We start from the raw sequence: 22,904 nt of genomic DNA on the forward strand, positions 1-22,904 counted from the left end.
CCGGCCGCGGCCAGCCCGGCGACGCGGCTCCCCGACCGCACGGCTCCCCCGGCCCGCGCCCTCGGGCGGCCAGGCCGGTCAGGGGCGCGGAGAACCGCGCGGTTGGGATGCGACTGTCGTACCGGGCAAGGGCTGTCCCTGCTGTTCAGCCACCCGCCCCCGGACTGCGCGGTTCTCCCCCAGCCTTCGGCCGGGAGGTGCCCCCACGCACCCCTGAGGGACACCCGGCCTCGTGGCAGGTGGAGCGGCAGGCTGCGGCCGATCAGGCCGGTCGGTCAGGCAGGGCGGCGGGCCGGGCCGGTGGAGCGGCGCAGGACCATCTCCGGGGCGACCAGGACGTGGCTGCGGGCGTGCGCCACCCCGGCGAGCTCCTCGACGAGCAACTCGAGGGCGCGGCGGCCCAGTTCGCCGAAGTCCTGGCGGACGGTGGTGAGCGGCGGGGTGAAGTAGGCGGACTCCGGGATGTCGTCGAAGCCGATGACGCTGATCTCGCCGGGCACCGGGCGGCCGGCCTCGTGCAGCGCCCGCAGCAGACCCAGGGCCATGTGGTCGTTGGCGCAGAAGACCGCGGTCACCTCCGGGTCCGCCGCGATCTGCCGGCCCGCCTCGTACCCGGACCGGGCGCTCCAGTCGCCGCTGTAGACCTGCGGCACCGGGGCGCCCGCCTCCTCCAGGGTGCGGCGCCAACCGTCCAGGCGGTCCTGGGTCTCCAGCCAGCCGGCCGGACCGGCGACGTGGTGCACCGTGCCGTGGCCGAGGTCGAGCAGGTGGCGGGTGGCCGCGGCCGCGCCGGTGAGGTTGTCGACCGCGACCATCGGGACGCGCGAGCGGCTGCCGGAGCCCACCGCGACGACCGGGACGGAACTGGACAGCCGGGCCACCGCACCGACCGCGGAGATCTGCGGGGCGATGACCGCGACCCCCTCGACGCCCTGGTCGCGGAGGCGGTCCACCGCCTCCTGGACGGAACGGGCGTCCAGTGAGCGGAGGCTGGCGACACTGACGAAGTAGCCGGCGCTGCGGGCGGCCTGCTCGATGCCGTCGAGCATGGAGGCCGGGCCGTAGAGGGTGCTGGCGAAGCTCACCACGCCGAGCGTCTGGGAGCGGCGGGTGACCAGCGCCCGCGCGGCCGAGTTGGGTCGGTAGTCCAGCTCCCGGATGGCGGCCAGCACCTTGTCCCGGGTCCCGGGCCGAACGTGCGGGGCTCCGTTCAGGACGCGGGAGACGGTCTGGTGCGACACGCCGGCGAGCTTGGCGACGTCGGCCATCACCGGCTGTCGGGGATCCGTCCCGGCAGTCTCACTTCCCACTCACAGCCCCCTTGTCGGTGCAGAGCCAGATGCGGCTGCAACTGTCTCACGAGTGCGGAAGGGAGTGTAATTGTTTGCGTTCACATCGCAAGCGGGGGACACTCCGGTCGAGAGTGCGGCCAGCGCGGCCGGAGGCCGGAGCCGACATGGCCGGCAGGGCCGACACCGCGACCGCGGCGAAAGGGGACAGCCCGGCCGGCACACGGGGAGCGACACGGCCCGCACGGCCGACACGGCGACTGCACAGAACGGGACACCGCGGCCAGGAGACCGAGACGGCACGGCTTGAACGGCCGGGCACCGCCACCGCACTGGACGGGACAGCCCGGCCGGAACGCGGAAACGGCATGGCCCGCACGGCCCACACGGCAAACCCGAGAACGGGACACCGCGGCTGAGAGAGCGAGGCGGCACGGCCCGGACGGCCGGGTACCCACCCGCACCGAACGGGACAACCCGGCCGGAACCCAGAAACGGCACGACCCGCACGGCCCGCACGGCCAGGGCGGCCGACGCGGCGTGGTCCGAGGATCAGGACGGTGCGGCCGGGAATCGACGGTCGTGCGGCCGACACGGCCGGTCCGTCCGGTGCGGCAGAACCGCGGGCCGGGACGGTGGGGCCAGGAGACGGAGGGCCGTGCGGCCGGGACGTCGTCGGGGAACTGGTCGGCCCCCGTCCAGGGCTCCCTCCGGCGCGGGGCTCCTGGACGGGGGCCGGGTCTCACTGCCGGCCCTGCGCCGCTATGCGGCGACCACGGGCTCGGGCGTCACCACGGCGGGCTGGACCCGTACCGCCGGCGTTGCGGCGGTGTGCGACGCGCTGTGCCGGGCGAGCAGCCGGCGGGCCCGGGCGAGGGCCTGCAGGGGGTCGCGGACGCCGGTGTACACGCAGACGGTGTAGAGGGCGTCCTCCCGGCGGCGCCGGACTGCCGCGTCCGGCGCGCCCACATCGGCGAGCGCGTCCAGCTCCGCGACCAGCGCACTCAGCACGACGTAGTTGATCAGCGGCATGGGCCAACTCCCTCGGTTCAAGGACGGACGGACCGGTTCCGCATCCTGCTCGCGCGGCTACCCGCCCGTTCGCACGCCAAGCCAGGCTCCTTCGAACGGACGCACGGTCTTCACACTTCCCCCGCTTTGTCGACATGTCCTCGACCAATGTGCGGCCGATCGGACGCGGGGGCTCACCCGAACCACCGGCGCGTCTTCCCCGCCGGGTCGGCCCCACACGGGGCGGTCTGGCACGGATCGGTCCGGCACAAGGCGGTCCGGCACAAGGCGGTCCGACACAAGGCGGTCCGGCGCGACACGGCCGGCGCGACACGCGCAGGCGGGCCCCAGGGCCCTACCGACTGTCCCAGGGGGTGCGGGGGGACTGCAGCGGCGGGACGGGCGGCATCGGCGGCGGAGGCGGGGGGTACAACGGCTCGGGCTGCTGCACGGGCTGCGCCGGGTGCGGGTGGTGGTGAGGGGAGGACCGCGGCGGAACGGCGGGGCGGTCGGTGTCCGGCGGGGGCGGGGCCTGCCGGCGGCGGGCGCCGCCGCCGAGGATGCGGCGCAGCAGGCTGTTCGGCGGGAGGACCTCGGCCCAGCGCTCCGGGTACTCAGCGGGGACGCCGTCGTCGTCGTCCTCCTCGTCGTCGTCCTCGCCGCCGTCGGCGAGTCCGAGTTCGCGGACGAGCTGGGCGCGCTGGAGGGCGCGGCGGGCGGCGGCCTCGCGGACGACGGTGGCGGCGGCGGCCTCGCTGACGCGCTCGTTCTCGGCGCGGGCGTCGGCGGTCTCGACGCTCGGCCAGCGGCGGTCGATCGCGGCGTTCATGGCGGCGCCGATGAGGACGGCGAGCGCCACCACGAAGATCCACAGCAGCACGGCGACGGGTGCGGCGAGCGAGCCGTACACCGAGGGGCCCTCGACCGAGCTGACGAGGTAGACGCGGAGCAGCACGCTGCACACCACGAGGACGACCAGGGCGACCAGGGCGCCGGGGATGTCCTCGCGCCAGGGCGTGTTGGCGGGCACGGCGACGTGGTAGAGCGTGGTGAGGAAGATCACCAGGAGCAGGATCGCGGCGGGCCAGTAGAGCGCGTTGACCAGTCCGGCGGAGTTGGGCAGGGCGCCGATCACCAGGCCGGGGCCGGCGACGAGCAGCGGCAGGACGAGCGAGCCGATGAGCAGGGCGCCGAGGTAGAGGCCGAGCGACATCAGGCGGGTCTTGACGATGCCGCGCTTGCCGTCGAGGCCGTACATCACGGTGATGGTGTCGATGAAGATGTAGAGCGCCCGCGAACCGGACCAGAGCGAGAGCAGGAAGCCGATGGAGATGAGGTCCGGTCGGCCGTTGTCGAAGACGCTGGTCAGCAGGGGTTGGACGATCTGGTCGACCGAATCCGGTGAGAGCACCGTTTCGGATGCCGAGACGACGTCGTTCTTCAGCTTGTCGATGGTGCCGGCGCCGAGGATGTCGTCGAGGTAGCCGAGCGTTCCGGCGAGGCAGAGCAGCAGCGGCGGGATCGACAGCAGGGTGAAGAAGGCGGCCTCGGCGGCGAGGCCGGTGACGCGGTACTCGACGCAGGTGTCGGTGGTGTCCTTGAGCAGGGCCCACAGGGTCTGACGCCAGCCGTTGCGGCGGGCGCGGCGACGGCCGCCCCGGCGGCGCGAGGGCCGGTCGGGGGCCTGGCCGGGGGTCTCCCGCGGGTTACTGCCTGCTGCTTGCACGCCCCTACCGTACTGGGCGGTGTCCACTCCTCCGCGCACGCGCGCGTAGGGGGCCGGGGAGGGCTGCGGACGGCCCGTCAGGGGCCCGGGAAAGCGGCACTCCGGTACGATCCGCACGGCTGTGACGACGGGGTATTCCCACACCATCCCACGATGCGAAACAACCGCGTCCAAAATACGGACGTTAGTGGACCGAGGGTCGTTCGCCGTGCGAATCTCTTGCCATGCCAAGCGCCGGAGCCACCCTAGTAGGTCGACTGCACGTCGATCTCCTCCGCGTGTCCAGCGCCATCTGTCCGGTGACCTGAGCCCTACCCCCGCCGCCACCACGGCACCGGCGCCGGCACCTCGCGAATCCCCGCCGACGCGGATGCGCGGGCGCCCTCCGGCCAGCGTCACTGCACCCTGACGCCTGCAGCAACAGCGCAGGTCAGAGCAGTTGCGTGCCCGGGGATGCCGAACCCCCCATCAGAGCCAGCTGCCAAAGGACGAGACACCATGGCCCCTACCCCCGAACCGGTCGAGCCCACGGTCGCCGGCGCCCCCGTGCGCCGTCCCGCCGCCGCCCGCAAGGTGACCCGCCACCGCGGTGAGGGTCAGTGGGGCATGGGCCACTTCACGCCGCTGAACGCCAACGAGCAGTTCAAGAAGGACGACGACGGTCTCAACGTGCGGACACGCATTGAGACGATCTACGCCCAGCGCGGCTTCGACTCGATCGACCCGGCCGACCTGCGCGGCCGGATGCGCTGGTGGGGCCTCTACACCCAGCGCAAGGAGGGCATCGACGGCGGCAAGACGGCCGTCCTCGACCCCCACGAGCTGGACGCCGAGTACTTCATGCTCCGGGTGCGCATCGACGGCGGCCAGCTGACGGTCGCCCAGCTGCGGGCCGTCGCCGAGGTCTCCGAACTGTACGGCCGCGGCACCGCCGACCTGACCGACCGGCAGAACGTCCAGTACCACTGGATCCGGATCGAGGACGTCCCGTCGATCTGGCAGAAGCTGGAGGCCGTCGGCCTGTCCACCACCGAGGCCTGCGGCGACACCCCGCGCGTCATCCTCGGTTCACCGGTGGCCGGCATCGCCGAGGACGAGATCATCGACGGCTCCCCCGCCATCGCCGAGATCCAGCGCCGCTTCATCGGCAACAAGGACTTCTCCAACCTGCCGCGCAAGTTCAAGTCGGCGATCTCCGGCTCGCCGCTGCTGGACGTGGCGCACGAGATCAACGACGTCGCCTTCGTCGGCGTCGTCCACCCCGAGCACGGCCCCGGCTTCGACCTCTGGGTCGGCGGCGGCCTGTCCACCAACCCCAAGCTGGGCGTCCGCCTCGGCGCCTGGGTGCCGCTGGAGCAGGTCCCGGACGTCTACGGCGGTGTGATCGGCATCTTCCGCGACTACGGCTACCGCCGGCTGCGCAACCGCGCCCGGTTGAAGTTCCTGGTCGCCGACTGGGGCACGGAGAAGTTCCGCCAGGTGCTGGAGGACGAGTACCTCAAGACCAAGCTGATCGACGGTCCCGCGCCGGCCGAGCCGGTCGCCCGCTGGCGCGACCACGTCGGCGTGCACCGGCAGAAGGACGGCCGCTACTACGTCGGCTTCGCGCCGCGCGTCGGCCGGGTCAACGGCAAGATCCTCGGCCAGATCGCCGACCTCGCCGAGCAGCACGGCTCCGACCGCCTGCGCACCACCGCCGAGCAGAAGATGATCGTCCTCGACGTGGCCGAGGACAGGGTCGAGTCGCTGGTGGCCGGCCTGGAGGCGCTCGACCTGCAGGTCAAGCCGTCCACCTTCCGCCGCGGCACGATGGCCTGCACCGGCATCGAGTACTGCAAGCTCGCCATCGTCGAGACCAAGGAGCGCGGCCGCCGTCTGATCGACGAGCTGGAGCAGCGGCTGCCCGAGTTCGACGAGCCGCTCACCATCAACATCAACGGCTGCCCCAACGCCTGCGCCCGCATCCAGGTGGCGGACATCGGTCTCAAGGGCCAGCTGGTCACCGACGACAACGGCGAGCAGGTCGAGGGCTACCAGGTGCACCTCGGCGGCGCGCTCGGCCTGGAGGCCGGCTTCGGCCGCAAGGTCCGCGGTCTGAAGGTCACCAAGGACGGCCTGGCCGACTACGTCGAGCGCGTGCTGACCCGCTACCAGGCCGAGCGCCACGAGGGCGAGCGCTTCGCCCAGTGGACGGCCCGGGCCACCGAGGACCAGCTGTCGTGAGTGAGCGTGCTGCACCGTTCCACTGCCCGTACTGCGGCGACGAGGACCTGCGGCCCTCGGAGGCCGGGCACGGCTGCTGGGAGTGCGCCTCCTGCCGGAGGGCCTTCCAGCTGAAGTTCCTGGGTCTGCTCCGGCCCGACGGCACCACGGGCACCACCGGCACGACGACCGACACCGAGCAGACCGAAGGAGGTGGCGAATGAGCACCACGACCGACTACGAGGCGCTGGCCGCCGCGGCCGCCCGCGACCTGGAGGAGGCGACCGCGCAGGAGGTCCTGCGGTGGGCCGCCGACACCTTCGGCAAGCGGTTCTGCGTCACCTCCTCGATGGAGGACGCGGTCGTCGCGCACCTCGCCTCCACCGTGCTGCCCGGCGTCGACGTGGTCTTCCTGGACACCGGCTACCACTTCGCCGAGACCATCGGCACCCGGGACGCGGTGGCCGCGACCATGCTGGTCAACGTCATCACGCTCACCCCGAAGCTGACCGTCGCCGAGCAGGACGCCCGGTACGGGCCGAACCTGCACGACCGCGACCCGGACCTGTGCTGCTCGCTGCGCAAGGTCGAGCCGCTCAACCGCGGCCTCGGCGCGTACGACGCCTGGGCGACCGGGCTGCGCCGCGACGAGTCGCCGACCCGCGCCAACACCCCGGTGGTGGCCTGGGACGCCAAGCGCCGCAAGGTGAAGCTCGCCCCGATCGCCCGCTGGACGCAGGACGACGTCGACGCGTACGTGCAGGCCAACGGCGTACTGCTGAACCCGCTGCTGTGGGAGGGCTACACCTCCATCGGCTGCTCGCCGCTGTCCTGCACCGCCAAGCCCGGCGAGGGCGAGGAGGGCCGGGCCGGCCGCTGGGCGGGCTCGGGCAAGACCGAGTGCGGCATCCACCTCTGACCAGCCACCAGACCGACGAGACCTCAGGAGAGACCACCGTGACCACAGCCGACACACTGGACGCCGGGGAAGCCGCAGAGGCGGCCCGCACGGCCGCCCCCTGCGAGCGCGGCGCCACCGTGTGGCTGACCGGGCTGCCCAGCGCGGGCAAGACCACCCTCGCCTTCGCCCTCGCCGAGCGCCTGCGCGCCGAGGGCCACAAGGTGGAGGTCCTGGACGGTGACGAGATCCGCGAGTTCCTCTCCAAGGGCCTCGGCTTCACCAAGGAGGACCGGCACACCAACGTGACGCGGATCGGCTTCGTCGCCGAGAAGCTGGCCTCCAACGGGGTCAAGGTGCTCGCCCCGGTGATCGCCCCGTACGCGGACTCCCGCACCGCCGTCCGCGAGCGGCACGCCGCCAACGGCACCGACTTCCTGGAGATCCACGTCGCCACCCCGGTGGAGCTCTGCGCCGAACGCGACGTCAAGGGCCTGTACGCCAAGCAGGCAGCAGGCGAGATCTCCGGTCTCACCGGCGTCGACGACCCGTACGAGGCGCCGCAGGACCCGGAGCTGCGCCTGCAGACCCGGGGCCGCGAGGTCGCCGAATCCGCCGCCGAGCTGCACGCCTTCCTGACGACAAGGGGCCTCGCATGACGACCGCCACGCACAGCCTCCTGGACACCCAGGAGAACCCGTACGCGCTGTCGCACCTCGACGCCCTGGAGGCGGAGTCGGTGCACATCTTCCGCGAGGTGGCGGGCGAGTTCGAGCGGCCGGTGATCCTGTTCTCCGGCGGCAAGGACTCCATCGTCATGCTGCACCTGGCGCTGAAGGCGTTCTGGCCGGCGGCCGTCCCCTTCTCGCTGCTGCACGTCGACACCGGGCACAACTTCCCCGAGGTCATCGAGTACCGCGACCGCACCGTGGCGCAGCACAACCTGCGGCTGCACGTCGCCAACGTGCAGGACTTCATCGACGACGGCCGGCTGCGCGAGCGCCCCGACGGCACCCGCAACCCGCTGCAGACCGTGCCGCTGCTGGACGCCATCGAGCGCAACAAGTTCGACGCCGTCTTCGGCGGCGGCCGCCGCGACGAGGAGAAGGCCCGCGCCAAGGAGCGCGTCTTCTCGCTCCGCGACGAGTTCGGCGCCTGGGACCCGCGCCGCCAGCGCCCCGAGCTGTGGTCGCTGTACAACGGCCGGCACGCCGTCGGCGAGCACGTCCGGGTCTTCCCGCTCTCCAACTGGACCGAGCTGGACGTCTGGCAGTACATCGAGCGCGAGGGCATCGAGCTCCCCGAGATCTACTACGCCCACCACCGCGACGTGTTCAAGCGCGACGGGATGTGGCTGACCGCCGGCGAGTGGGGCGGCCCGAAGGAGAGCGAGCCGGTCGAGTCCCGGCTCATCCGCTACCGCACCGTCGGGGACATGTCCTGCACCGGCGCCGTCGACTCCGACGCCGCCACGATCGCCGACGTGATCGCCGAGATCGCCGCCAGCCGCCTCACCGAGCGCGGCGCCACGCGTGCCGACGACAAGCTGTCCGAGGCCGCGATGGAAGACCGCAAGCGCGAGGGGTACTTCTAAGATGACCACCACTCCGGAGACCACCGCCACCTCGCTGCTGCGGTTCGCCACCGCCGGCTCCGTGGACGACGGCAAGTCGACCCTGGTCGGCCGTCTGCTGCACGACTCGAAGTCGGTCCTCGCCGACCAGCTGGAGGCCGTCGAGCACGCCTCCCGCAACCGCGGCCAGGAGGCGCCCGACCTGGCGCTGCTGACCGACGGTCTGCGCGCCGAGCGCGAGCAGGGCATCACCATCGACGTCGCGTACCGCTACTTCGCCACCGCCCGGCGCCGGTTCATCCTCGCCGACACCCCGGGGCACGTGCAGTACACCCGGAACATGGTGACCGGCGCGTCCACCGCCGAGCTCGCCGTCGTCCTGGTCGACGCCCGCAACGGCGTCGTCGAGCAGACCCGCCGGCACGCCGCCGTCGCCGCGCTGCTGCGGGTGCCGCACGTCGTCCTCGCGGTCAACAAGATGGACCTGGTCGAGTACGCGGAGCCCGTCTTCGCCGCGATCGCCGCGGAGTTCACCTCCTACGCGGCCTCGCTGGGCGTCAAGGACGTCGTCGCGGTGCCGATCTCCGCGCTGGCCGGCGACAACGTCGTCGAGCCCTCGGCGCACATGGACTGGTACGGCGGCCCGACCCTGCTGGAGCACCTGGAGACCGTCCCGGTCGGCAGCGACCCCAGCAACGAGCCGGCCCGGTTCCCCGTCCAGTACGTGATCCGGCCGCAGACCGAGGCCCACCCGGACTACCGCGGCTACGCCGGCCAGCTCGCCTCCGGCGTGCTGCGGGTCGGCGACCCGGTCACCGTCCTGCCGTCCGGGCACACCACCACCGTCGCGGGCATCGACGCGCTCGGCCGGGAGACGGACATCGCCTGGGCCCCCCAGTCGGTCACCGTCCGCCTCGCCGAGGACATCGACGTCTCCCGCGGCGACCTGATCGCGGCCGGCCCCGCCCCGGTGCCCACCAAGGACATCGAGGCGACCGTCTGCCACCTCAACGAGCGGGCCCTGCGCCCCGGCGCGAAGGTGCTGCTCAAGCACACCACCCGCACCGTGCGCGCGCTGGTCAAGGAGATCTCCTACCGGATCGACATCGACACGCTGGAGCAGCGTTCCGGTGCCGACGGCCTGGACGTCAACGACATCGGCCACGTGGTGCTGCGCACCGCCGAGCCGCTGGCGCTCGACAGCTACACCGACAACCGCCGGACGGGCTCGTTCCTGCTGATCGACCCGGCCGACGGCACCACCCTCACCGCCGGCATGGCGGGCGAGGCCTTCGACACCGTACGCGCCACCACGGGTGACACCGGATCGGGCGACGAGGAGGACTGGGTCTGATGCCCAGCGAGGCGTTCTCGGGCATGGACAAGGAAGGCGGCCGCATCGGCAGCGGCGTCCTCGGCAGCGGCCAGGGCGGCCTGACGCGATGTGGGGGCGGACAGGGGCGCTGAGCCCCTGTCACCGGGCCGGTTCCTTCCCACAGCGGGCACCGGCCCGGCTTGCCCGGCATGTGACGTGCCGTCAGCACCACACCGACTTCTTCCATCGGCGCTTCCCACGGCGCCCACCGTGAACGGGACGACTCCCCATGGCACACGACTCCGCCACCACGCATACCTCCACCCGGTTCGGCAGCGGCCGGTTCAGACGGCCGGCCGCGGTCGCCGTCGCCGCGCTCACCGCCGCGGGCCTGCTCTCCGCCTGCAGCTACGGCTCCAAGAGCGAGGACAAGAGCTCGGCGGCCCCGGCCGCGGCCGCCTCCGGCGCGAAGCTCTCCGCGGACACCGTGAAGATCGGCTACTTCGCCAACCTGACCCACGGCACCGCACTGGTCGGCCTCAAGGAGGGCCTGTTCCAGAAGGAGCTGGGCGGCACGAAGATCAAGACCCAGATCTTCAACGCCGGCCCGACCGAGATCGAGGCGCTCAACGCCGGCTCGATCGACATCGGCTGGATCGGCCCCTCCCCCGCGATCAACGGCTACACCAAGTCCGACGGCAAGTCGCTGCGGATCATCGGCGGTTCGGCCTCCGGCGGTGTCCGCCTGGTGGTCAACCCGGACAAGATCAAGAGCCTGGACGAGCTCAAGGGCAAGAAGATCGCCACCCCGCAGCTCGGCAACACCCAGGACGTGGCGCTCCTCAACTACCTGGCCACCAAGGGCTACAAGGTCGACGCCGCGTCCGGCGCCGGCGACGTCAGCGTGGTGCGCACCGACAACAAGGTCACCCCGGACGCCTACAAGTCCGGCTCGATCGACGGCGCCTGGGTGCCCGAGCCGACCGCGTCCAAGCTGATCAGCCTCGGCGCCAAGGAGCTGCTGAACGAGAAGCAGGTCTGGCCGGACGGCAAGTTCGTCATCACCAACATCATCGTCTCGCAGAAGTTCCTCACGGCGCACCCGGACGTGGTGGAGGCCGTGCTGCGCGGCTCGGTGAAGACCAACGCCTGGATCAAGGCCAACCCGGACCAGGCCAAGGCGGCCGCCAACGCCGCGATCAAGGACGCGGCCGGCAACGCGCTGGACGCCGCGATCCTCGACCCGGCGTGGAAGGACATCGAGTTCCTGGACGACCCGCTGGCGAACACCCTGCAGGCCGAGGCCGACCACGCGGTGACCGCCGGCCTGCTGAAGAAGCCGAACCTGGCCGGGATCTACGACCTGGCCCCGCTCAACAAGGTGCTCCAGGCCCAGGGCGGGACCGCCGTGGCGGACGCCGGACTCGGCGCCAAGTGATCCGCACCCGCTAACCCCGCGGTCCGCCCCGCCCCCGCCCAGTCGATGCCCAGTCACCGGGCGGGGCGGGGCCGGACCCCGGCCCCCGAGAGCCACCAGCCAGCTGCCCGTCCACTCACGGAGGAGGTCCCCGGATGACCCCGGCACTGACCACCACGGAGCCCGCCACCACCAGCGCTGCCGCGGCCACGCTCGACCGGCCCGCCGTCCGCCTCTCGCACGTGCACAAGTCCTTCGGCCGGCCCGGTGCCGCCACCCCCGTCCTGGACGACATCAGCCTGGACGTCGCCCCCGGCGAGTTCGTCACCCTGCTCGGCGCCTCCGGCTGCGGCAAGTCCACCCTGCTCAACCTGGTGGCCGGCCTCGACAAGCCCACCGCCGGCGACATCGAGGTGCCCGGCGGCCGTCCGGCCCTGATGTTCCAGGACCACGCGCTCTTCCCGTGGCTGACCGCCGGCAAGAACATCGAGCTGGCGCTGCGCCTCGCCGGTGTGCCCAAGGCCGAGCGCCGGGCCGAGGCCGAGCGGCTGCTGGAGCTGGTGCGGCTCGGCGGCGCGTGCAAGAAGCGCGTCCACGAGCTGTCCGGCGGCATGCGCCAGCGCGTGGCGATGGCCCGCTCGCTCGCCCAGGGCGCCAACGTGCTGCTGATGGACGAGCCGTTCGCCGCGCTCGACGCCATCACCCGCGACGTCCTGCACGACGAGATCACCCGCATCTGGGCGGAGCGCAAGCTGTCCGTCCTGTTCGTCACGCACAACGTGCGCGAGGCCGTCCGGCTCGCACAGCGCGTCGTCCTGCTCTCCTCCCGGCCCGGCCGGGTCGCCAAGGAGTGGCGGATCGACCTGCCCCAGCCGCGCCGCATCGAGGACTCCGGCGTCGCGGACCTGTCCGTCGAGATCACCGAAGAGCTGCGTGGGGAGATCCGCCGCCATGTCCAGCACTGACACCACCACCCTGGTCAAGGACCCGGGCACCGACACCGCCAGCGTCGAGGCCGGCCTGGACGCCCTGGACTCCGTCCAGGTCCAGCGCACCCCGATCGGCGAGGTGCTCCGCCAGAAGGTCCTGCCGCCCGTGCTCGGCGTGCTGCTCGTCATCGGCGTCTGGCAGCTCGCCTTCAGCCTGGAGCTGACCACCCCGGACAAGCTGCCCAGCCCGGCCGACGTCTGGTCCTCGCTCACCGACCTCTGGTACGAGGGCACGCTGTTCTCGATCATCTGGACCAGCCTGTGGCGCGGCATCTCCGGCTTCGTCGCCGCCGTCGTCATCGGCACCCCGATCGGCCTGCTGGTCGCCCGGGTCAAGCCCGTCCGCGCCGCGCTCGGCCCGGTGCTCTCCGGCCTGCAGTCGCTACCCTCGGTCGCCTGGGTGCCCGCCGCCGTCATCTGGCTCGGCATCAACAACTCGGCGATGTACGCGGTCATCCTGCTCGGCGCCGTCCCGTCGATCGCCAACGGCCTGGTCTCCGGCGTCGACCAGGTGCCGCCGATCTACCTGCGGGCCGGCCGCACCCTGGGCGCCACCGGCCTCGCCGGTGCCCGCCACGTGCTGCTGCCCGCCGCCCTGCCCGGCTACCTGGCCGGCCTCAAGCAGGGCTGGGCGTTCTCCTGGCGCTCGCTGATGGCCGCCGAACTCATCGCCTCCTCCCCCGACCTGGGCCTCGGCCTCGGCCGCTACCTGGAGAACCAGCGCGAGTTCAACGACATGTCGGGCGTGCTGCTCGGCATCGTCCTGATCCTCGTCGTCGGCGTGGCGATCGACCTGCTGGTCTTCTCCCCGCTGGAGCGCCGCGTGCTGCGCAACCGCGGCCTGCTGGTCACCAGCCGCTGAGGACGCCGACCGTGCGCACCGGTACCCCGCCCGTCCCCGCCCGCCACAGCGGGGCGGGCGGCCCCGCCCTGCTGCTGATCGCCCACGGCAGCCGCGACCCGCGGCACGCCGCCACCGTGGACGCCCTCGTCCACCGCGTCCGCGCCCTGCGGCCCGGCCTCACCGTCGCCACCGCCTACCTGGACCACTGCGCACCGCGCATCCCCCAGGTCGCCGGCCGGTTCGGCGCCGCCGTCGCCGTCCCGCTGCTGCTCAACCGGGCCTTCCACGCCAAGAGCGACATCCCCGCCGCGCTGCGCGCCGCGGGCGCCGACCTGCCGCTCGCCGACGTGCTCGGCCCCTCGCCGCTGCTGCTCGACGCGCTCGACCGGCGCCTCGCGGAGACCGGGCTCGACACCGTCTCCGCGGCCGTCCGTGCCCGCACCGGCGTGGTGCTCGCCGCCGCCGGCTCCTCCGACCCGGCCGCCGATGCCGCCACCCGGGCGGTCGCCGAGGCCTGGCGGCGCAGCCGCGGCTGGGCCGGCGTCGAGGTCGCGTACGCCTCCGCGGCCGGCCCGCGGGTGCCGGAGGCCGTCGCCGCCCTGCGGGAGGCCGGGGCCGGCACCGTGGCCGTCGCCCCCTACCTGCTCGCCCCCGGGCTGCTGCCCGACCGGATCGCGGCCGCCGCGGACGGCGCCGACCTGCTGGCCCGGGTCCTGGGCGCTGCCCCCGAGGTCGCCGAACTCCTGCTGCAGCGCTACGACGACGCCCGGAGCACCGCCGCCGCGCCCGCGGCCCTGTCGGCCTGAGCCGCGCCGCGGCTCACTCGGCGAGGCCGTCGGCGGTGGCGTCCAACTGCATCCGCTCGTACTCGCCGAGGCACGGGTAGAGGGTGCCGCAGTCCCGGCACGCACGGGCGAAGGTGACCGTGAAGGTGGGCCGCGACTTGAATCTGCCCGGCCGCGGGAAGCGCAGCCGCATCCGCTCGGTCGCCATCGAATCCGTCGTCAGTTCCCCCACCGGACTCAGCCGTTGAGACCCGCACATCCCGCATCGCATGCCGGGCACACTACCCATCCGCCGACACGGACACGCAGGGAATCTCAGAGCCAGCGCTCCGGGTCCGTCAGGTCGATGTCGACCGGGAACGGCAGGTCGAGGGCGAGCCGCTTGCGGTGGATTCCCATGGGCGCGTAGAGGCCGGTGGCGCCGTCCAGCTCGTACACGTGGACGGCGAGTTCGCCGTCCTCGTTCTCGACCCGCCAGAAGTGCCGGAAGCCGGCGATGGCGTACTTGCGCGGCTTGACCTCGCGGTCCCGCGCCTCGGAGTCGGGAGAGACGACCTCCACGGCGAGCAGGACGTCCTCGGGGCGCTGGGTGGTCTGCTGCGGCCGTTGGGCTCCGTCGCGCGACACGACCATGAGGTCCGGCTCCGGCCGGTCGCGGCGGCCGAGTGTCACCGTCATCTCCCGGAGCACCGCCAGATGCGGCGGCTTGGCCGCGTACAGGCCGAACTCGAGAAGGCGGATGGCGTACAGGTGGAAAAGGGCCTGCGGACTCACGAAGACGAGGCTCCCGTCGATCAGCTCCGTGTGTGGGGGCAGATTCGGAAGCCGGTCGAGGTCGTCGGCCGTCCAGCCGCCCTCCGGCGGAACGGGCCAGGTCGGCTGCGGTGCGACGGTCATCACTGCTCCCATGGCCGGATTCTCGCCTTCGTGTCCAGCGTACCCAGCGGGTTCGGGCGATCACTCACCCGATCGTGGGAGGAGGGCCAGGTAGCGGGGGTCGGCGGGGTCGGCGTCGGCCCAGCGCCAGGCGTGGGCGGCGCAGGTGCGCTGGTGGGGGGTGCCGGTGGCGAGGGTGGTGAGCAGGCGTTCCTGGAGGGCGCGGGAGCCGATCGCGGTGACGAGGACGGCGGCGAGCCAGCGCGGGGAGCTCGGGTCGTCGTCGTGGACGAGGGCCTCGTGGACGGCGTCGGCGTGGGCGCGGGCGAGGCCGCGGTCGGCGGTGAGGGCGCGGTAGGCGGTCTGCCGCTTGTGGCCGATGCGGTGGTACTGCGGGTAGTGCGGGTGGCGTTCGGCGAGGCGGGCGATCCGGGGGTCGTCGGGCTCCTCGAAGGGCAGGCCGAGTTCGGCGAGGAGCGCGTCCAGGGCCCGCTCCTGGAGGTCGAGCCGCTCGGCGGGGCCGGGTGCGGCGGTCACGGGGTCTCCGGGGCGGGGGCGGTGCGCATGGAGGCGAGGGCGCGCAGGCCGTCCTCGACGACCGCCGGGTCGGCGTCGCCGAACAGCGCCTGCTGGGCGATGAAGCCCTGGGCGGTGGCGATGAGGGTGCGGGCGACGTGGTCGGCCTCGGGGCCGGGCGGCATCAGGCCGGTCGCACGGTAGCTGCCGACCAGCCCGGTCCAGGCGGCCCGCATCGCGGTGTAGCCCTCGTCGAGGGCGGCGGCGAGGGCGGGGTTGCGCAGGGTCTCCGTCCAGACCTGGACGATGAGGCGGGCGAAGGCCTGGCGGTCGCCCTCGGGCGGGGCCTGGTCGAAGACGGCCCGCAGGACGCGGCCGAGCAGCACGTCCGGGGTGGGTGGCGGCACGGTCGCGGCGGCCTCGGCGAAGGCGGCCCGGATCACGCCGAAGGCTTCCGTCGCGATGGCGGCGACGATCTCCTCCTTGCCCGCGAAGTAGCGGTAGACGGCGCCGGCGGACAGCTCGGACTCGCGCAGCACGTCCTGCATGGAGGTGGCGTGGAAGCCGTTGCGGGCGAAGCAGCGGGCGGCGCCGTCGAGGACCTGCCGGCGGCGGGCGTCGAGGTGTGCCTGGGATACGCGGGCCATGGGGTCCACCGTAAAACGAACGTTCATTCTTGACAAGCGCGACGGGCGGCCGGAGAGTGGGCCACGCAAAACGAACGATCCTTCTCTTTGAATCGAGGGGCTGCCATGTCCGCCTCCCCCGAGTCCGCACCCGCCTCCCGCCGTCTCGTCGCCGTCTGGCTGCTGGTGCCGCTGCTGGCCGCGTTCGCCCTGTGGGCCTTCGCCTGGCCCGCCTCCCGCCTCGCCCCGCGCGACCTGCCGATCGGCGTCGCCGGACCGGCCGCCGCCACGGCCACCGTCGACCAGCGGCTGGCGGCGCACCCCGGCGCCTTCGAGATCCACCACTACACCGACGCGGCCGCCGCCCGGCACGCCGTCGAGGACCGCGAGGTCTACGGCGCCCTGGTCGCCACCCCCGGCGGCCCCGAACTGCTCACCGCCTCGGCCGCCGGCCCGACCGTGGCCCAGCTGCTGCGCACCGCCGCCGAGTCCGCCGCCCCGCCCGGCACCACCGTGCACGTCACGGACGTGGTACCCGCCCCGGCCACCGACCCGCGCGGGGCGGTCTTCGGCGCCGGCCTGCTGCCGCTGGTGCTCGCCGGGGTGGCGACCGGCGCGGTGGTGACGGTGCTGCGGCTGCGCGGCGGCCGGGCGATCGCGGCGCTCGCCGGGGCCGCACTGCTCACCGGCCTGGTCGGCGCCGGGGTCGCCCACAGCTGGCTGGGCGCGCTGACCGGCGGCTGGTGGGCCGAGGCCGGGGTGATCGGCCTGACGGTGCTCGCGGTCGGCGCCACCTCGGCCGGGACGGCGGCCCTGCTGGGCACGGCCGGCCTCGGGGTGGCCGGGCTCCTGATGGTGCTGATCGGCAACGCGTTCTCCGGCGTCTCCTCCGCGCCGGAACTGCTCCCCGCCCCGGCCGGCGTCCTCGGACAGCAGCTGCCCCCGGGCGCGGCCGGGACGCTGCTGCGGTCCGTCTCCTACTTCGACGGCGCCGGGGCGGCCGGCCCGCTGCTCACCCTCTCCCTCTGGGCCGGCCTCGGCCTCGCCGCCGTCGGCCTCACGGCGGCCCGCCGCACCCGCCCGACGGGGCAGCGGGACCAGGGGCGCGTGGAACTGCGCAGTGCGGGACCGGCCGCAGAACCGGTTCGGGCCAACCCCTGACTCGCTCCGTGAGCCCCCTCAGATCCGGTACAGCGTGAACGTGTCCACCGGCGTCCCGGCGAACAGCAGGTCGATGCGGCCGTCGAGGACGTACACGCTGCCCGCCGGGCCGGAGGTGAGCACGGTCGGCGCCGGGTCGGCCAGCGGGTGGACGGTGGCGCGGGCGGTGCGCCAGCCGTCCGCGGAGCGGAGTTCGACGCGGGTGGTGGCCCCGTTGCCGCCGAGGCGGTTGGTGATCCCCTGCAGGGTGCCGTCCGGGCGGAGCAGCAGTCCGTCGAGGCCGGTGAGGGCATCGGCCGGGCCGCCGACGGCGACGCGGGCGAGCTGCTCCGGGTGGTCGATCGGCAGCCGCCACAGGGTGCCGTCGTCGTACTTGCCGACCACCAGGGTGCGGCCCTGCCGGACGATGCCGTTGAGGCCGAAGCCGCCCTGCGGGGCGGCGAGCCGACTGTCCCGCACGAGGATCCCGGCGGTGCCGTCGGGGGCGACCCGGTAGACGACCGGGGCGAAGGAGTCGGTGACGTAGGCGGTGCCGTCGGGGCCGACGACGAGGTCGTTGGCGAGGTGGGATCCGCCGTCGGCGGCGGTGGCGGCGAGGTCGGTGTAGAAGAGGCGCCGGCCGGTGGTGAGGTCGTAGGCGCCGATGCCGGCGACGTGCCCCGAGCCGCCGGGGGCGGTGCGCGGGGAGACGCCCGGGTCCCCGTTGGCCACGAGGACGCGGTTGCGGGCGGCGTCGACGTGGAGGCCGACGGTGGAGACGAGCACCGCGGGGTCGTCGACCAGGGTGGTGACCGAGCCGTCGGGGCGGACGGCGGAGACGGTGCCGTGGCGCAGGGAGCTCACCAGGAAGCGGCCGTGGGCGGCGTCCCAGGCGGCGCCCTCGGGGTGCAGGGTGTCGGCGCTCGCGGTGATCGCGGCGGGCCGGTGGTGGGCGGGTGCCGCGGCGGCGGGCAGGGCCGGTGCGGCGGCGATCGTGGCGGCGAGGGCGGCGAGCAGGAGGGCGCCGCGGGCGCGCTGGTTCATCTGTCGTCCCGTCAGGAGTGCTTGTTCGGACGGTGTCCAGCCTTCCGCCCGGTGCGGCGGCGCAGCAGTGCGTGGCGATACTGGTAGTCGGGCTACCAGGAGTCAGGGGGAGGATCCATGGCCGAGGGGGACGTGCGCCGGCAGGCGCTGTCGAACTTCCTGCGGACCCGCAGGGCGTCGCTGACGCCGGCGGACGTGGGCATCGCACCGGGGGTGCGCCGCCGGACGCCGGGGCTGCGGCGGGAGGAGCTGGCGCTGCTCGCCGGGGTGGGGGTGACCTGGTACACGTGGCTGGAGCAGGGCCGGGACATCAATCCCTCGCCGGAGGTGCTGGCGAGTCTGGCCCGGACGCTGCGGCTGGACGCGGCGGAGACGGCGTACCTGTTCCGGCTGGCGGGCGCGGGGCCGCACCCCGTGGACGCACGCGGGGCGGGCGGTGCGGACGTGCCGGAGGCGTTGCTGCGGCTGGTGGACGCGCAGGATCCGGCGCCGGCGTTCCTGATGGACGCGGACTGGGACATCCGGGTGTGGAACGCCGCGGCCGACGCGATGTTCGGCTTCTCCGGGATGCCGCCCGAGGACCGCAACCTGGCCTGGACGGTGTTCGCGGACGACCGGATCCGCCGCCGCACGGTGGACTGGGAGCAGCACGCCCGCCGCACGCTGGCGGAGCTGCGGGCGGCGTACGGGGAGCGGGGCGGGTCGGGTTCGCCGGCGTCGCGGCGCCTCACGGAGGTGATCGGGCGGCTGCGGGCGTCGTTCCCGGAGGCGGACCGCTGGCTGGACGAGCACCGGGTGAGCGAGAAGACCGGCTGCGAGAAGGAGGTCCGGCACGAGGCGGTGGGCGTGCTGCGGCTGGACCAGGTGGTGCTGCGCGCACCGGGCGGCCTGCAGCTGGTGGTGGCCGCGCCGCGCGACGAGGAGACCCGGGAGCGCCTGCGGCGGCTGGTTCCGGTCCCCTCGTCGGCGGCAGCAGCCGTCTGACCGGCCGTCAGCCCAGGCGGGCAGCGGCGGCGAGTTCGTCGGCGGTGGCGGGCATCGGGGTGGTGATGCCCGCCCAGGACCGGTCGGCGAAGTGCAGGTCGATCCGGCCGCGCTGGAGGACGCCGGTGGGGTTGCGGTGCAGTGCCACGGCCTGCCGGGGCGCCTCCCAGTGCAGGGCGTACTGCTCCTTGAGCTGCCACGGCTTGGAGCCGTCGACGACCACGAGGTGGCGCCGGTCGGTGACGGCGAAGGTGCCGCCGCCGTTGTTCTCCTCGTGCATGCGCAGCACGAACCGGCCGGCCTCGCCGTGCCAGCCGCCGCCCATGCCCTCGCCGTGCCAGACCGAGTCCGGTACGGCGTCCATGGCCTTGTCCTCGACCGCGCCGACGGCGGCGGAGACCGGGTTGACGACGGCGTAGGCGCGGCGCAGCACGTTGAACGGCTTGCCGAGCTTCTGCTCCAGTTCGCTGGGCCGCCGGGGCGGGAGGAGTCCGGCCGGCGGGTGCGGGATGCCGGGGGCGAGGCTGATCGAGGCGGCGCCGAGGAGCTGTTCGCCGGGGTGCAGGAAGGGCGTGACGATGTCGCGGTCGCGGTTGAGCACGGTGTCCTCCCGGTCAGCCGAAGGCTGCGTCGAAGCGGGCCTTGCGTTCTTCCGGGCTGAGCTCCGGCTCCTGGCGGGGCTGGGCGATGCCGGCGTGTTCGCGGGCGGCGGTGGAGGGGTGGGGGTTGCCGGCGATCCGGTCGTCGATCTCGTCGGCGACGATGCCGGCGCCGGACTGGACGGCCTGCTGGACGGTCTGGCCGACCGGGTCGCCGGTGAGGCCGATGCCGTGCAGCGCGGCCTTGCCGATCATCTTGGTGCCCTTCTTGGCGAGGTAGGCCGGGACGTCGATCGGCCGGTTCCAGGTCCAGGGCTTCTTGGGGTTGAGGTGGGGGCGCTTGGAGACCGCCTTGAGGGCCTTCATCGCTTCCTCGATCTTCTTGAGGGCTCGGGCCAGCTTGGCGACCAGGTTGGCGATCCGGGCGCTGGCGATGGTGCCCTCGGCGGCGGCCGCGGCGGCCTCCGCGGCGAGCGAGATGCCGGCCGTCACGACGCTGAAGGCGAGCGAGGCGGCGAGGGTGATGATCGCCCACTCGATGAGTTCGCGGATGACCGTCTCGACGAGGTCCTGGGCCATCCGGCTCTCGGCGGCGGCCTCGTCGAGGAGTTCGGCGGTGGCGTCCATGTCGTCCGCCTCGGCCTCCAGGGCCGTCTCGTACTCGGCGAGTTCCCGGAGGAACGCCTCGGCGGCCTCGCCCTGCCAGTCGTGGGCGAGGGCGGCGCGGTCGCGGCGCTGGTCGGCGACGACCTCGCGCAGTTCGGTGGCCTGGCTGCGCCAGAGCCGGGCGGCGGCCTCCAGGCCCTCGGGGTCGCCGGTGACGAACTCCAGCGGTTCGGCGAGCGGTTCGACGATGGGGCGCATGATCTCGTCGATCACGCTGCCCAGCGGGCTCATCCACTGGTTGATCTTGGTGTAGGCGTCGACGGCGCCGGACACGGGACCGGTCATCACAGCCCCCTGGCGATGGCGTTGAGGGACTCCGCGGTCTCGGCCTCGGCCTGCTCGTAGGAGCGGGCGACGCCCTGGGCGTGCTCGTCGATCCGGGCCATGGTGTCGGCGGCCGAGGTGAGGTTCTCGACGGCGGCGTCGGCACGCTCGGCGTAGTCGCGGCCGGTCTGCTCGGCCTCGGGCAGCTTGCCGAAGGCGTCGGGCGCCAGCCGGTGGGCGCCGAGTTCGGCGCGGATGGCGCGCAGTCTCTCCGAACGGTCGGCGGAGGTGCGGGCGAATCGCCGCAGTGCCTCCGGATCGACGCGGTACTCCCCTGACACGATGTGTCCTCCCCCGTGCAGTGCGCCCGGTACGGCGCCGAATTGACGGAACCTCTAATCCAGGTCATGGAAAGCCCATGAACGGACAAAGAAGCTAACACACCTGTTCGCAGGAGGTCCGGAGGGTGATGTGAGGGTTCGTCGGCGATCCGGCGGATCCGGAAAAGCCGAAGGGGCGCCACCCGTGGCGGGTGGCGCCCCTTCGTGGTCGGTGGATCAGCCGACGTCGCGGCGCTGGCGGCCGGTGCCGTAGTTGGAACCGCTGCGCGAGCCCGAGCCGGGCTTGGCGCGGCCGGAGGACCGGCCGATGAACCCGGCCGCGGTGCGGCTGCCGGCGCCGCCGCTGCCGCCGCCGATGCGCTGCTTGGGGCGGGGCTGGCGGGCGTTGCCGTTGGCGTCGACGTCCTTGGGCAGCGCGGAACGCTTGCCGGGGCGGCGGCGCGGTGCACCGGAGCGGGCGCCGGCGGGCTTGTCGCCGGTCTGCTCGGCGGACGCGGCGGGGGCGGCCGGCTCGGCCACCACGATGCTGACCGGCACGCCGCTGGGGGTGCGGGCGCCGGTGATGCGGCGCAGCTCGGCGTCGTCCGGGCGGACCTTGGTGACGGTGGGACGGATCCCGGCGGTGCCCATCAGCCGGTTGACCTCGCGGCGCTGCTCGGGCAGGACGAGGGTGACGACGGTGCCGGACTCGCCGGCACGGGCGGTGCGGCCGCCGCGGTGCAGGTAGTCCTTGTGGTCGATCGGCGGGTCGACGTTGACGACCAGGTCGAGGCCGTCGATGTGGATGCCGCGGGCGGCGACGTTGGTGGCGATCAGCGCGGTGACCCGGCCGTCGCGGAACTGGTCGAGCACCCGGTTGCGCTGCGGCTGGGACTTGCCGCCGTGCAGGGCCGCGGCCCGCACGCCGCTGGCCAGCAGCTGCTTGGCGAGCCGGTCGGCGCCGTGCTTGGTGTGCACGAACATGATCAGCCGGCCCTCGCGGGAGGCGATGTGCGCGGTGGTGGAGGCCTTGTCGGAGGGGTCGAGCTGGAGGACGTGGTGGTCCATGGTGCTGACCGCACCGGCCGACGGGTCGACGGAGTGGGTGACCGGGTCGTCGAGGAAGCGGCGGACGAGCCGGTCGATGTTGCGGTCGAGGGTGGCGGAGAACAGCATCCGCTGGCCGCCCTCGGCGACCTGCTCCAGCAGCTTGCTGACCTGGGGCAGGAAGCCCATGTCGGCCATCTGGTCGGCCTCGTCGAGGACGGTCACGGCGACGTCGCCGAGGGCCACGTCCTGCCGGTTGATCAGGTCGTCGAGCCGGCCGGGGGTGGCGACCAGCACCTCGACGCCGCGGCGCACCTGGTTGGCCTGCCGGCCGATCGGCATGCCGCCGACGACGGTGGCGATCCGCAGCTGCAGCGCCTGCGCGTAGGGGCTGAGCGCCTCGGTGACCTGCTGGGCCAGCTCACGGGTGGGCACCAGGACGAGGGCGAGCGGGCGCCGGGCGGCGGCCCGCTTGCCGGCCGTGCGGGCGAGCAGCGGCAGGCCGAAGGCGAGGGTCTTGCCGGAGCCGGTGCGGCCGCGGCCGAGCACGTCGCGGCCGGCCAGCGAATCCGGCAGGGTCGCGGACTGGATCGGGAAGGGCTCGGTGACGCCCTGCCGCTCCAGCGCGGTGAGCAGCGCCTTCGGCATCTCGAGTTCGGCGAAGGTGGCCGCCGGCGGGCGGGCCGGGGTGCCCTCGACGACGGTGAAGTCCTGGCTCTCCGCGGGGCGTGCGGCGCGCGGTGCGCGCTGGACGCGGCGCTCGGCGCCGCCGC

At 73.6% G+C, this 22,904-nt stretch carries 25 protein-coding genes; 13 read left to right on the forward strand and 12 right to left on the reverse strand.

What is annotated here, in order from left to right; translation table 11 throughout:
* Window positions 1-275: 275 nt before the first annotated feature.
* The 3 genes from ABZ641_RS07545 to ABZ641_RS07555 all read right to left on the reverse strand — a co-directional run bounded on the left by ABZ641_RS07545 (window position 276) and on the right by ABZ641_RS07555 (window position 4,026).
* Window positions 276-1,310: a LacI family DNA-binding transcriptional regulator gene (locus tag ABZ641_RS07545; protein ID WP_344624501.1), complete on the reverse strand. Its 1,035-nt coding sequence runs from the start codon at window positions 1,308-1,310 to the stop codon at window positions 276-278.
* A gap of 741 nt (window positions 1,311-2,051) precedes the next feature.
* Window positions 2,052-2,321 (reverse strand): DUF5133 domain-containing protein, encoded by a 270-nt coding sequence (locus ABZ641_RS07550; protein WP_359979899.1) that lies wholly within the window; start codon window positions 2,319-2,321, stop codon window positions 2,052-2,054.
* A 334-nt stretch (window positions 2,322-2,655) separates the two neighbouring features.
* On the reverse strand, window positions 2,656-4,026 hold the full coding sequence (locus tag ABZ641_RS07555; RefSeq protein WP_359979901.1) for a YihY/virulence factor BrkB family protein: 1,371 nt from the start codon (window positions 4,024-4,026) through the stop codon (window positions 2,656-2,658).
* A gap of 224 nt (window positions 4,027-4,250) precedes the next feature.
* Here ABZ641_RS07555 and ABZ641_RS07560 point away from each other — a divergent pair, with 224 nt between their 5' ends.
* The 11 genes from ABZ641_RS07560 to ABZ641_RS07610 all read left to right on the forward strand — a co-directional run bounded on the left by ABZ641_RS07560 (window position 4,251) and on the right by ABZ641_RS07610 (window position 14,070).
* Entirely contained in the window at window positions 4,251-4,334 is an 84-nt protein-coding gene (locus ABZ641_RS07560) for a putative leader peptide (RefSeq protein WP_317634116.1), read from the forward strand.
* A 190-nt stretch (window positions 4,335-4,524) separates the two neighbouring features.
* Window positions 4,525-6,249 carry a nitrite/sulfite reductase gene (locus tag ABZ641_RS07565; RefSeq protein WP_344624504.1) on the forward strand — a complete coding sequence of 575 codons (1,725 nt, stop codon included), beginning with the start codon at window positions 4,525-4,527 and terminating at the stop codon, window positions 6,247-6,249.
* Window positions 6,246-6,452 (forward strand): hypothetical protein, encoded by a 207-nt coding sequence (locus ABZ641_RS07570; RefSeq protein ID WP_359979904.1) that lies wholly within the window; start codon window positions 6,246-6,248, stop codon window positions 6,450-6,452. Before ABZ641_RS07565 ends, ABZ641_RS07570 begins: the two co-directional genes overlap by 4 nt.
* Window positions 6,449-7,147: a phosphoadenylyl-sulfate reductase gene (locus tag ABZ641_RS07575; RefSeq protein ID WP_359979907.1), complete on the forward strand. Its 699-nt coding sequence runs from the start codon at window positions 6,449-6,451 to the stop codon at window positions 7,145-7,147. The genes ABZ641_RS07570 and ABZ641_RS07575 overlap by 4 nt, the downstream gene beginning before the upstream one ends.
* Before the next feature lie 56 nt (window positions 7,148-7,203).
* Entirely contained in the window at window positions 7,204-7,785 is a 582-nt protein-coding gene (cysC, locus tag ABZ641_RS07580; RefSeq protein WP_344624534.1) for an adenylyl-sulfate kinase, read from the forward strand.
* A complete protein-coding gene (gene cysD, locus ABZ641_RS07585; RefSeq protein WP_344624507.1) occupies window positions 7,782-8,720 on the forward strand; it encodes a sulfate adenylyltransferase subunit CysD in 939 nt (312 codons plus the stop codon). The genes cysC and cysD overlap by 4 nt, the downstream gene beginning before the upstream one ends.
* Before the next feature lies 1 nt (window position 8,721).
* Entirely contained in the window at window positions 8,722-10,053 is a 1,332-nt protein-coding gene (locus tag ABZ641_RS07590; protein ID WP_344624508.1) for a GTP-binding protein, read from the forward strand.
* 250 nt (window positions 10,054-10,303) lie between these two features.
* Window positions 10,304-11,452: an aliphatic sulfonate ABC transporter substrate-binding protein gene (locus tag ABZ641_RS07595; protein WP_359979910.1), complete on the forward strand. Its 1,149-nt coding sequence runs from the start codon at window positions 10,304-10,306 to the stop codon at window positions 11,450-11,452.
* A gap of 134 nt (window positions 11,453-11,586) precedes the next feature.
* Window positions 11,587-12,396 carry an ABC transporter ATP-binding protein gene (locus ABZ641_RS07600; RefSeq protein ID WP_344624510.1) on the forward strand — a complete coding sequence of 270 codons (810 nt, stop codon included), beginning with the start codon at window positions 11,587-11,589 and terminating at the stop codon, window positions 12,394-12,396.
* Window positions 12,383-13,282, forward strand: a complete 900-nt coding sequence (locus tag ABZ641_RS07605) for an ABC transporter permease (protein WP_344624511.1) — start codon at window positions 12,383-12,385, stop codon at window positions 13,280-13,282. The genes ABZ641_RS07600 and ABZ641_RS07605 overlap by 14 nt, the downstream gene beginning before the upstream one ends.
* An 11-nt stretch (window positions 13,283-13,293) precedes the next feature.
* Window positions 13,294-14,070, forward strand: a complete 777-nt coding sequence (locus tag ABZ641_RS07610) for a sirohydrochlorin chelatase (protein ID WP_359979911.1) — start codon at window positions 13,294-13,296, stop codon at window positions 14,068-14,070.
* Between the two features lie 13 nt (window positions 14,071-14,083).
* On the opposite strand, the gene ABZ641_RS07615 is transcribed toward ABZ641_RS07610, so the two are convergent.
* The 4 genes from ABZ641_RS07615 to ABZ641_RS07630 all read right to left on the reverse strand — a co-directional run bounded on the left by ABZ641_RS07615 (window position 14,084) and on the right by ABZ641_RS07630 (window position 16,088).
* Complete coding sequence (locus ABZ641_RS07615; protein WP_159400794.1) at window positions 14,084-14,257, reverse strand: hypothetical protein; 174 nt, start codon at window positions 14,255-14,257, stop codon at window positions 14,084-14,086.
* A gap of 107 nt (window positions 14,258-14,364) precedes the next feature.
* Window positions 14,365-14,958 carry a Uma2 family endonuclease gene (locus tag ABZ641_RS07620; protein ID WP_359979913.1) on the reverse strand — a complete coding sequence of 198 codons (594 nt, stop codon included), beginning with the start codon at window positions 14,956-14,958 and terminating at the stop codon, window positions 14,365-14,367.
* Window positions 14,959-15,006: 48 nt separating this feature from the next.
* Window positions 15,007-15,462, reverse strand: coding sequence for a hypothetical protein (locus ABZ641_RS07625; RefSeq protein ID WP_344624514.1), 456 nt, complete (start codon window positions 15,460-15,462; stop codon window positions 15,007-15,009).
* Window positions 15,459-16,088, reverse strand: coding sequence for a TetR/AcrR family transcriptional regulator (locus tag ABZ641_RS07630; RefSeq protein WP_359979915.1), 630 nt, complete (start codon window positions 16,086-16,088; stop codon window positions 15,459-15,461). Before ABZ641_RS07630 ends, ABZ641_RS07625 begins: the two co-directional genes overlap by 4 nt.
* A 105-nt stretch (window positions 16,089-16,193) precedes the next feature.
* Here ABZ641_RS07630 and ABZ641_RS07635 point away from each other — a divergent pair, with 105 nt between their 5' ends.
* Window positions 16,194-17,228, forward strand: a complete 1,035-nt coding sequence (locus ABZ641_RS07635) for an ABC transporter permease (RefSeq protein WP_344624516.1) — start codon at window positions 16,194-16,196, stop codon at window positions 17,226-17,228.
* 18 nt (window positions 17,229-17,246) lie between these two features.
* Here ABZ641_RS07635 and ABZ641_RS07640 read toward each other — a convergent pair whose 3' ends face one another.
* Complete coding sequence (locus tag ABZ641_RS07640; RefSeq protein ID WP_344624517.1) at window positions 17,247-18,251, reverse strand: hypothetical protein; 1,005 nt, start codon at window positions 18,249-18,251, stop codon at window positions 17,247-17,249.
* A 117-nt stretch (window positions 18,252-18,368) separates the two neighbouring features.
* Here ABZ641_RS07640 and ABZ641_RS07645 point away from each other — a divergent pair, with 117 nt between their 5' ends.
* Window positions 18,369-19,235, forward strand: coding sequence for a helix-turn-helix transcriptional regulator (locus tag ABZ641_RS07645; RefSeq protein ID WP_359979918.1), 867 nt, complete (start codon window positions 18,369-18,371; stop codon window positions 19,233-19,235).
* A 7-nt stretch (window positions 19,236-19,242) separates the two neighbouring features.
* On the opposite strand, the gene ABZ641_RS07650 is transcribed toward ABZ641_RS07645, so the two are convergent.
* From ABZ641_RS07650 to ABZ641_RS07665, 4 genes are all read right to left on the reverse strand, one after another.
* The gene (locus ABZ641_RS07650; protein ID WP_344624519.1) at window positions 19,243-19,836 is read right to left on the reverse strand and encodes a hypothetical protein; all 594 of its coding nucleotides are present in this window, start codon (window positions 19,834-19,836) and stop codon (window positions 19,243-19,245) included.
* A gap of 13 nt (window positions 19,837-19,849) precedes the next feature.
* On the reverse strand, window positions 19,850-20,785 hold the full coding sequence (locus tag ABZ641_RS07655; RefSeq protein WP_344624520.1) for a WXG100 family type VII secretion target: 936 nt from the start codon (window positions 20,783-20,785) through the stop codon (window positions 19,850-19,852).
* Window positions 20,785-21,105 (reverse strand): hypothetical protein, encoded by a 321-nt coding sequence (locus ABZ641_RS07660; RefSeq protein ID WP_344624521.1) that lies wholly within the window; start codon window positions 21,103-21,105, stop codon window positions 20,785-20,787. Before ABZ641_RS07660 ends, ABZ641_RS07655 begins: the two co-directional genes overlap by 1 nt.
* A 216-nt stretch (window positions 21,106-21,321) precedes the next feature.
* Window positions 21,322-22,904: DEAD/DEAH box helicase (locus ABZ641_RS07665; RefSeq protein WP_359979921.1), on the reverse strand; the 1,583-nt coding region annotated here is incomplete at its 5' end.

Origin of the sequence: Kitasatospora sp. NPDC007106 (assembly GCF_040634455.1) — a bacterium.
GTDB lineage: Bacteria > Actinomycetota > Actinomycetes > Streptomycetales > Streptomycetaceae > Kitasatospora > Kitasatospora arboriphila.

Bases quoted from the DNA above. Each gene is read 5' to 3' on its own strand.
- ABZ641_RS07550 (WP_359979899.1), bottom strand. From the start codon at position 2,321: ATGCCGCTGATCAACTACGTCGTGCTGAGTGCGCTGGTCGCGGAGCTG.
- ABZ641_RS07560 (WP_317634116.1), top strand. From the start codon at position 4,251: ATGCCAAGCGCCGGAGCCACCCTAGTAGGTCGACTGCACGTCGATCTC.
- ABZ641_RS07565 (WP_344624504.1), top strand. From the start codon at position 4,525: ATGGCCCCTACCCCCGAACCGGTCGAGCCCACGGTCGCCGGCGCCCCC.
- ABZ641_RS07575 (WP_359979907.1), top strand. From the start codon at position 6,449: ATGAGCACCACGACCGACTACGAGGCGCTGGCCGCCGCGGCCGCCCGC.
- cysD (WP_344624507.1), top strand. From the start codon at position 7,782: ATGACGACCGCCACGCACAGCCTCCTGGACACCCAGGAGAACCCGTAC.
- ABZ641_RS07590 (WP_344624508.1), top strand. From the start codon at position 8,722: ATGACCACCACTCCGGAGACCACCGCCACCTCGCTGCTGCGGTTCGCC.
- ABZ641_RS07595 (WP_359979910.1), top strand. From the start codon at position 10,304: ATGGCACACGACTCCGCCACCACGCATACCTCCACCCGGTTCGGCAGC.
- ABZ641_RS07600 (WP_344624510.1), top strand. From the start codon at position 11,587: ATGACCCCGGCACTGACCACCACGGAGCCCGCCACCACCAGCGCTGCC.
- ABZ641_RS07605 (WP_344624511.1), top strand. From the start codon at position 12,383: ATGTCCAGCACTGACACCACCACCCTGGTCAAGGACCCGGGCACCGAC.
- ABZ641_RS07615 (WP_159400794.1), bottom strand. From the start codon at position 14,257: ATGGCGACCGAGCGGATGCGGCTGCGCTTCCCGCGGCCGGGCAGATTC.
- ABZ641_RS07620 (WP_359979913.1), bottom strand. From the start codon at position 14,958: ATGGGAGCAGTGATGACCGTCGCACCGCAGCCGACCTGGCCCGTTCCG.
- ABZ641_RS07630 (WP_359979915.1), bottom strand. From the start codon at position 16,088: ATGGCCCGCGTATCCCAGGCACACCTCGACGCCCGCCGCCGGCAGGTC.
- ABZ641_RS07635 (WP_344624516.1), top strand. From the start codon at position 16,194: ATGTCCGCCTCCCCCGAGTCCGCACCCGCCTCCCGCCGTCTCGTCGCC.
- ABZ641_RS07640 (WP_344624517.1), bottom strand. From the start codon at position 18,251: ATGAACCAGCGCGCCCGCGGCGCCCTCCTGCTCGCCGCCCTCGCCGCC.
- ABZ641_RS07645 (WP_359979918.1), top strand. From the start codon at position 18,369: ATGGCCGAGGGGGACGTGCGCCGGCAGGCGCTGTCGAACTTCCTGCGG.
- ABZ641_RS07655 (WP_344624520.1), bottom strand. From the start codon at position 20,785: ATGACCGGTCCCGTGTCCGGCGCCGTCGACGCCTACACCAAGATCAAC.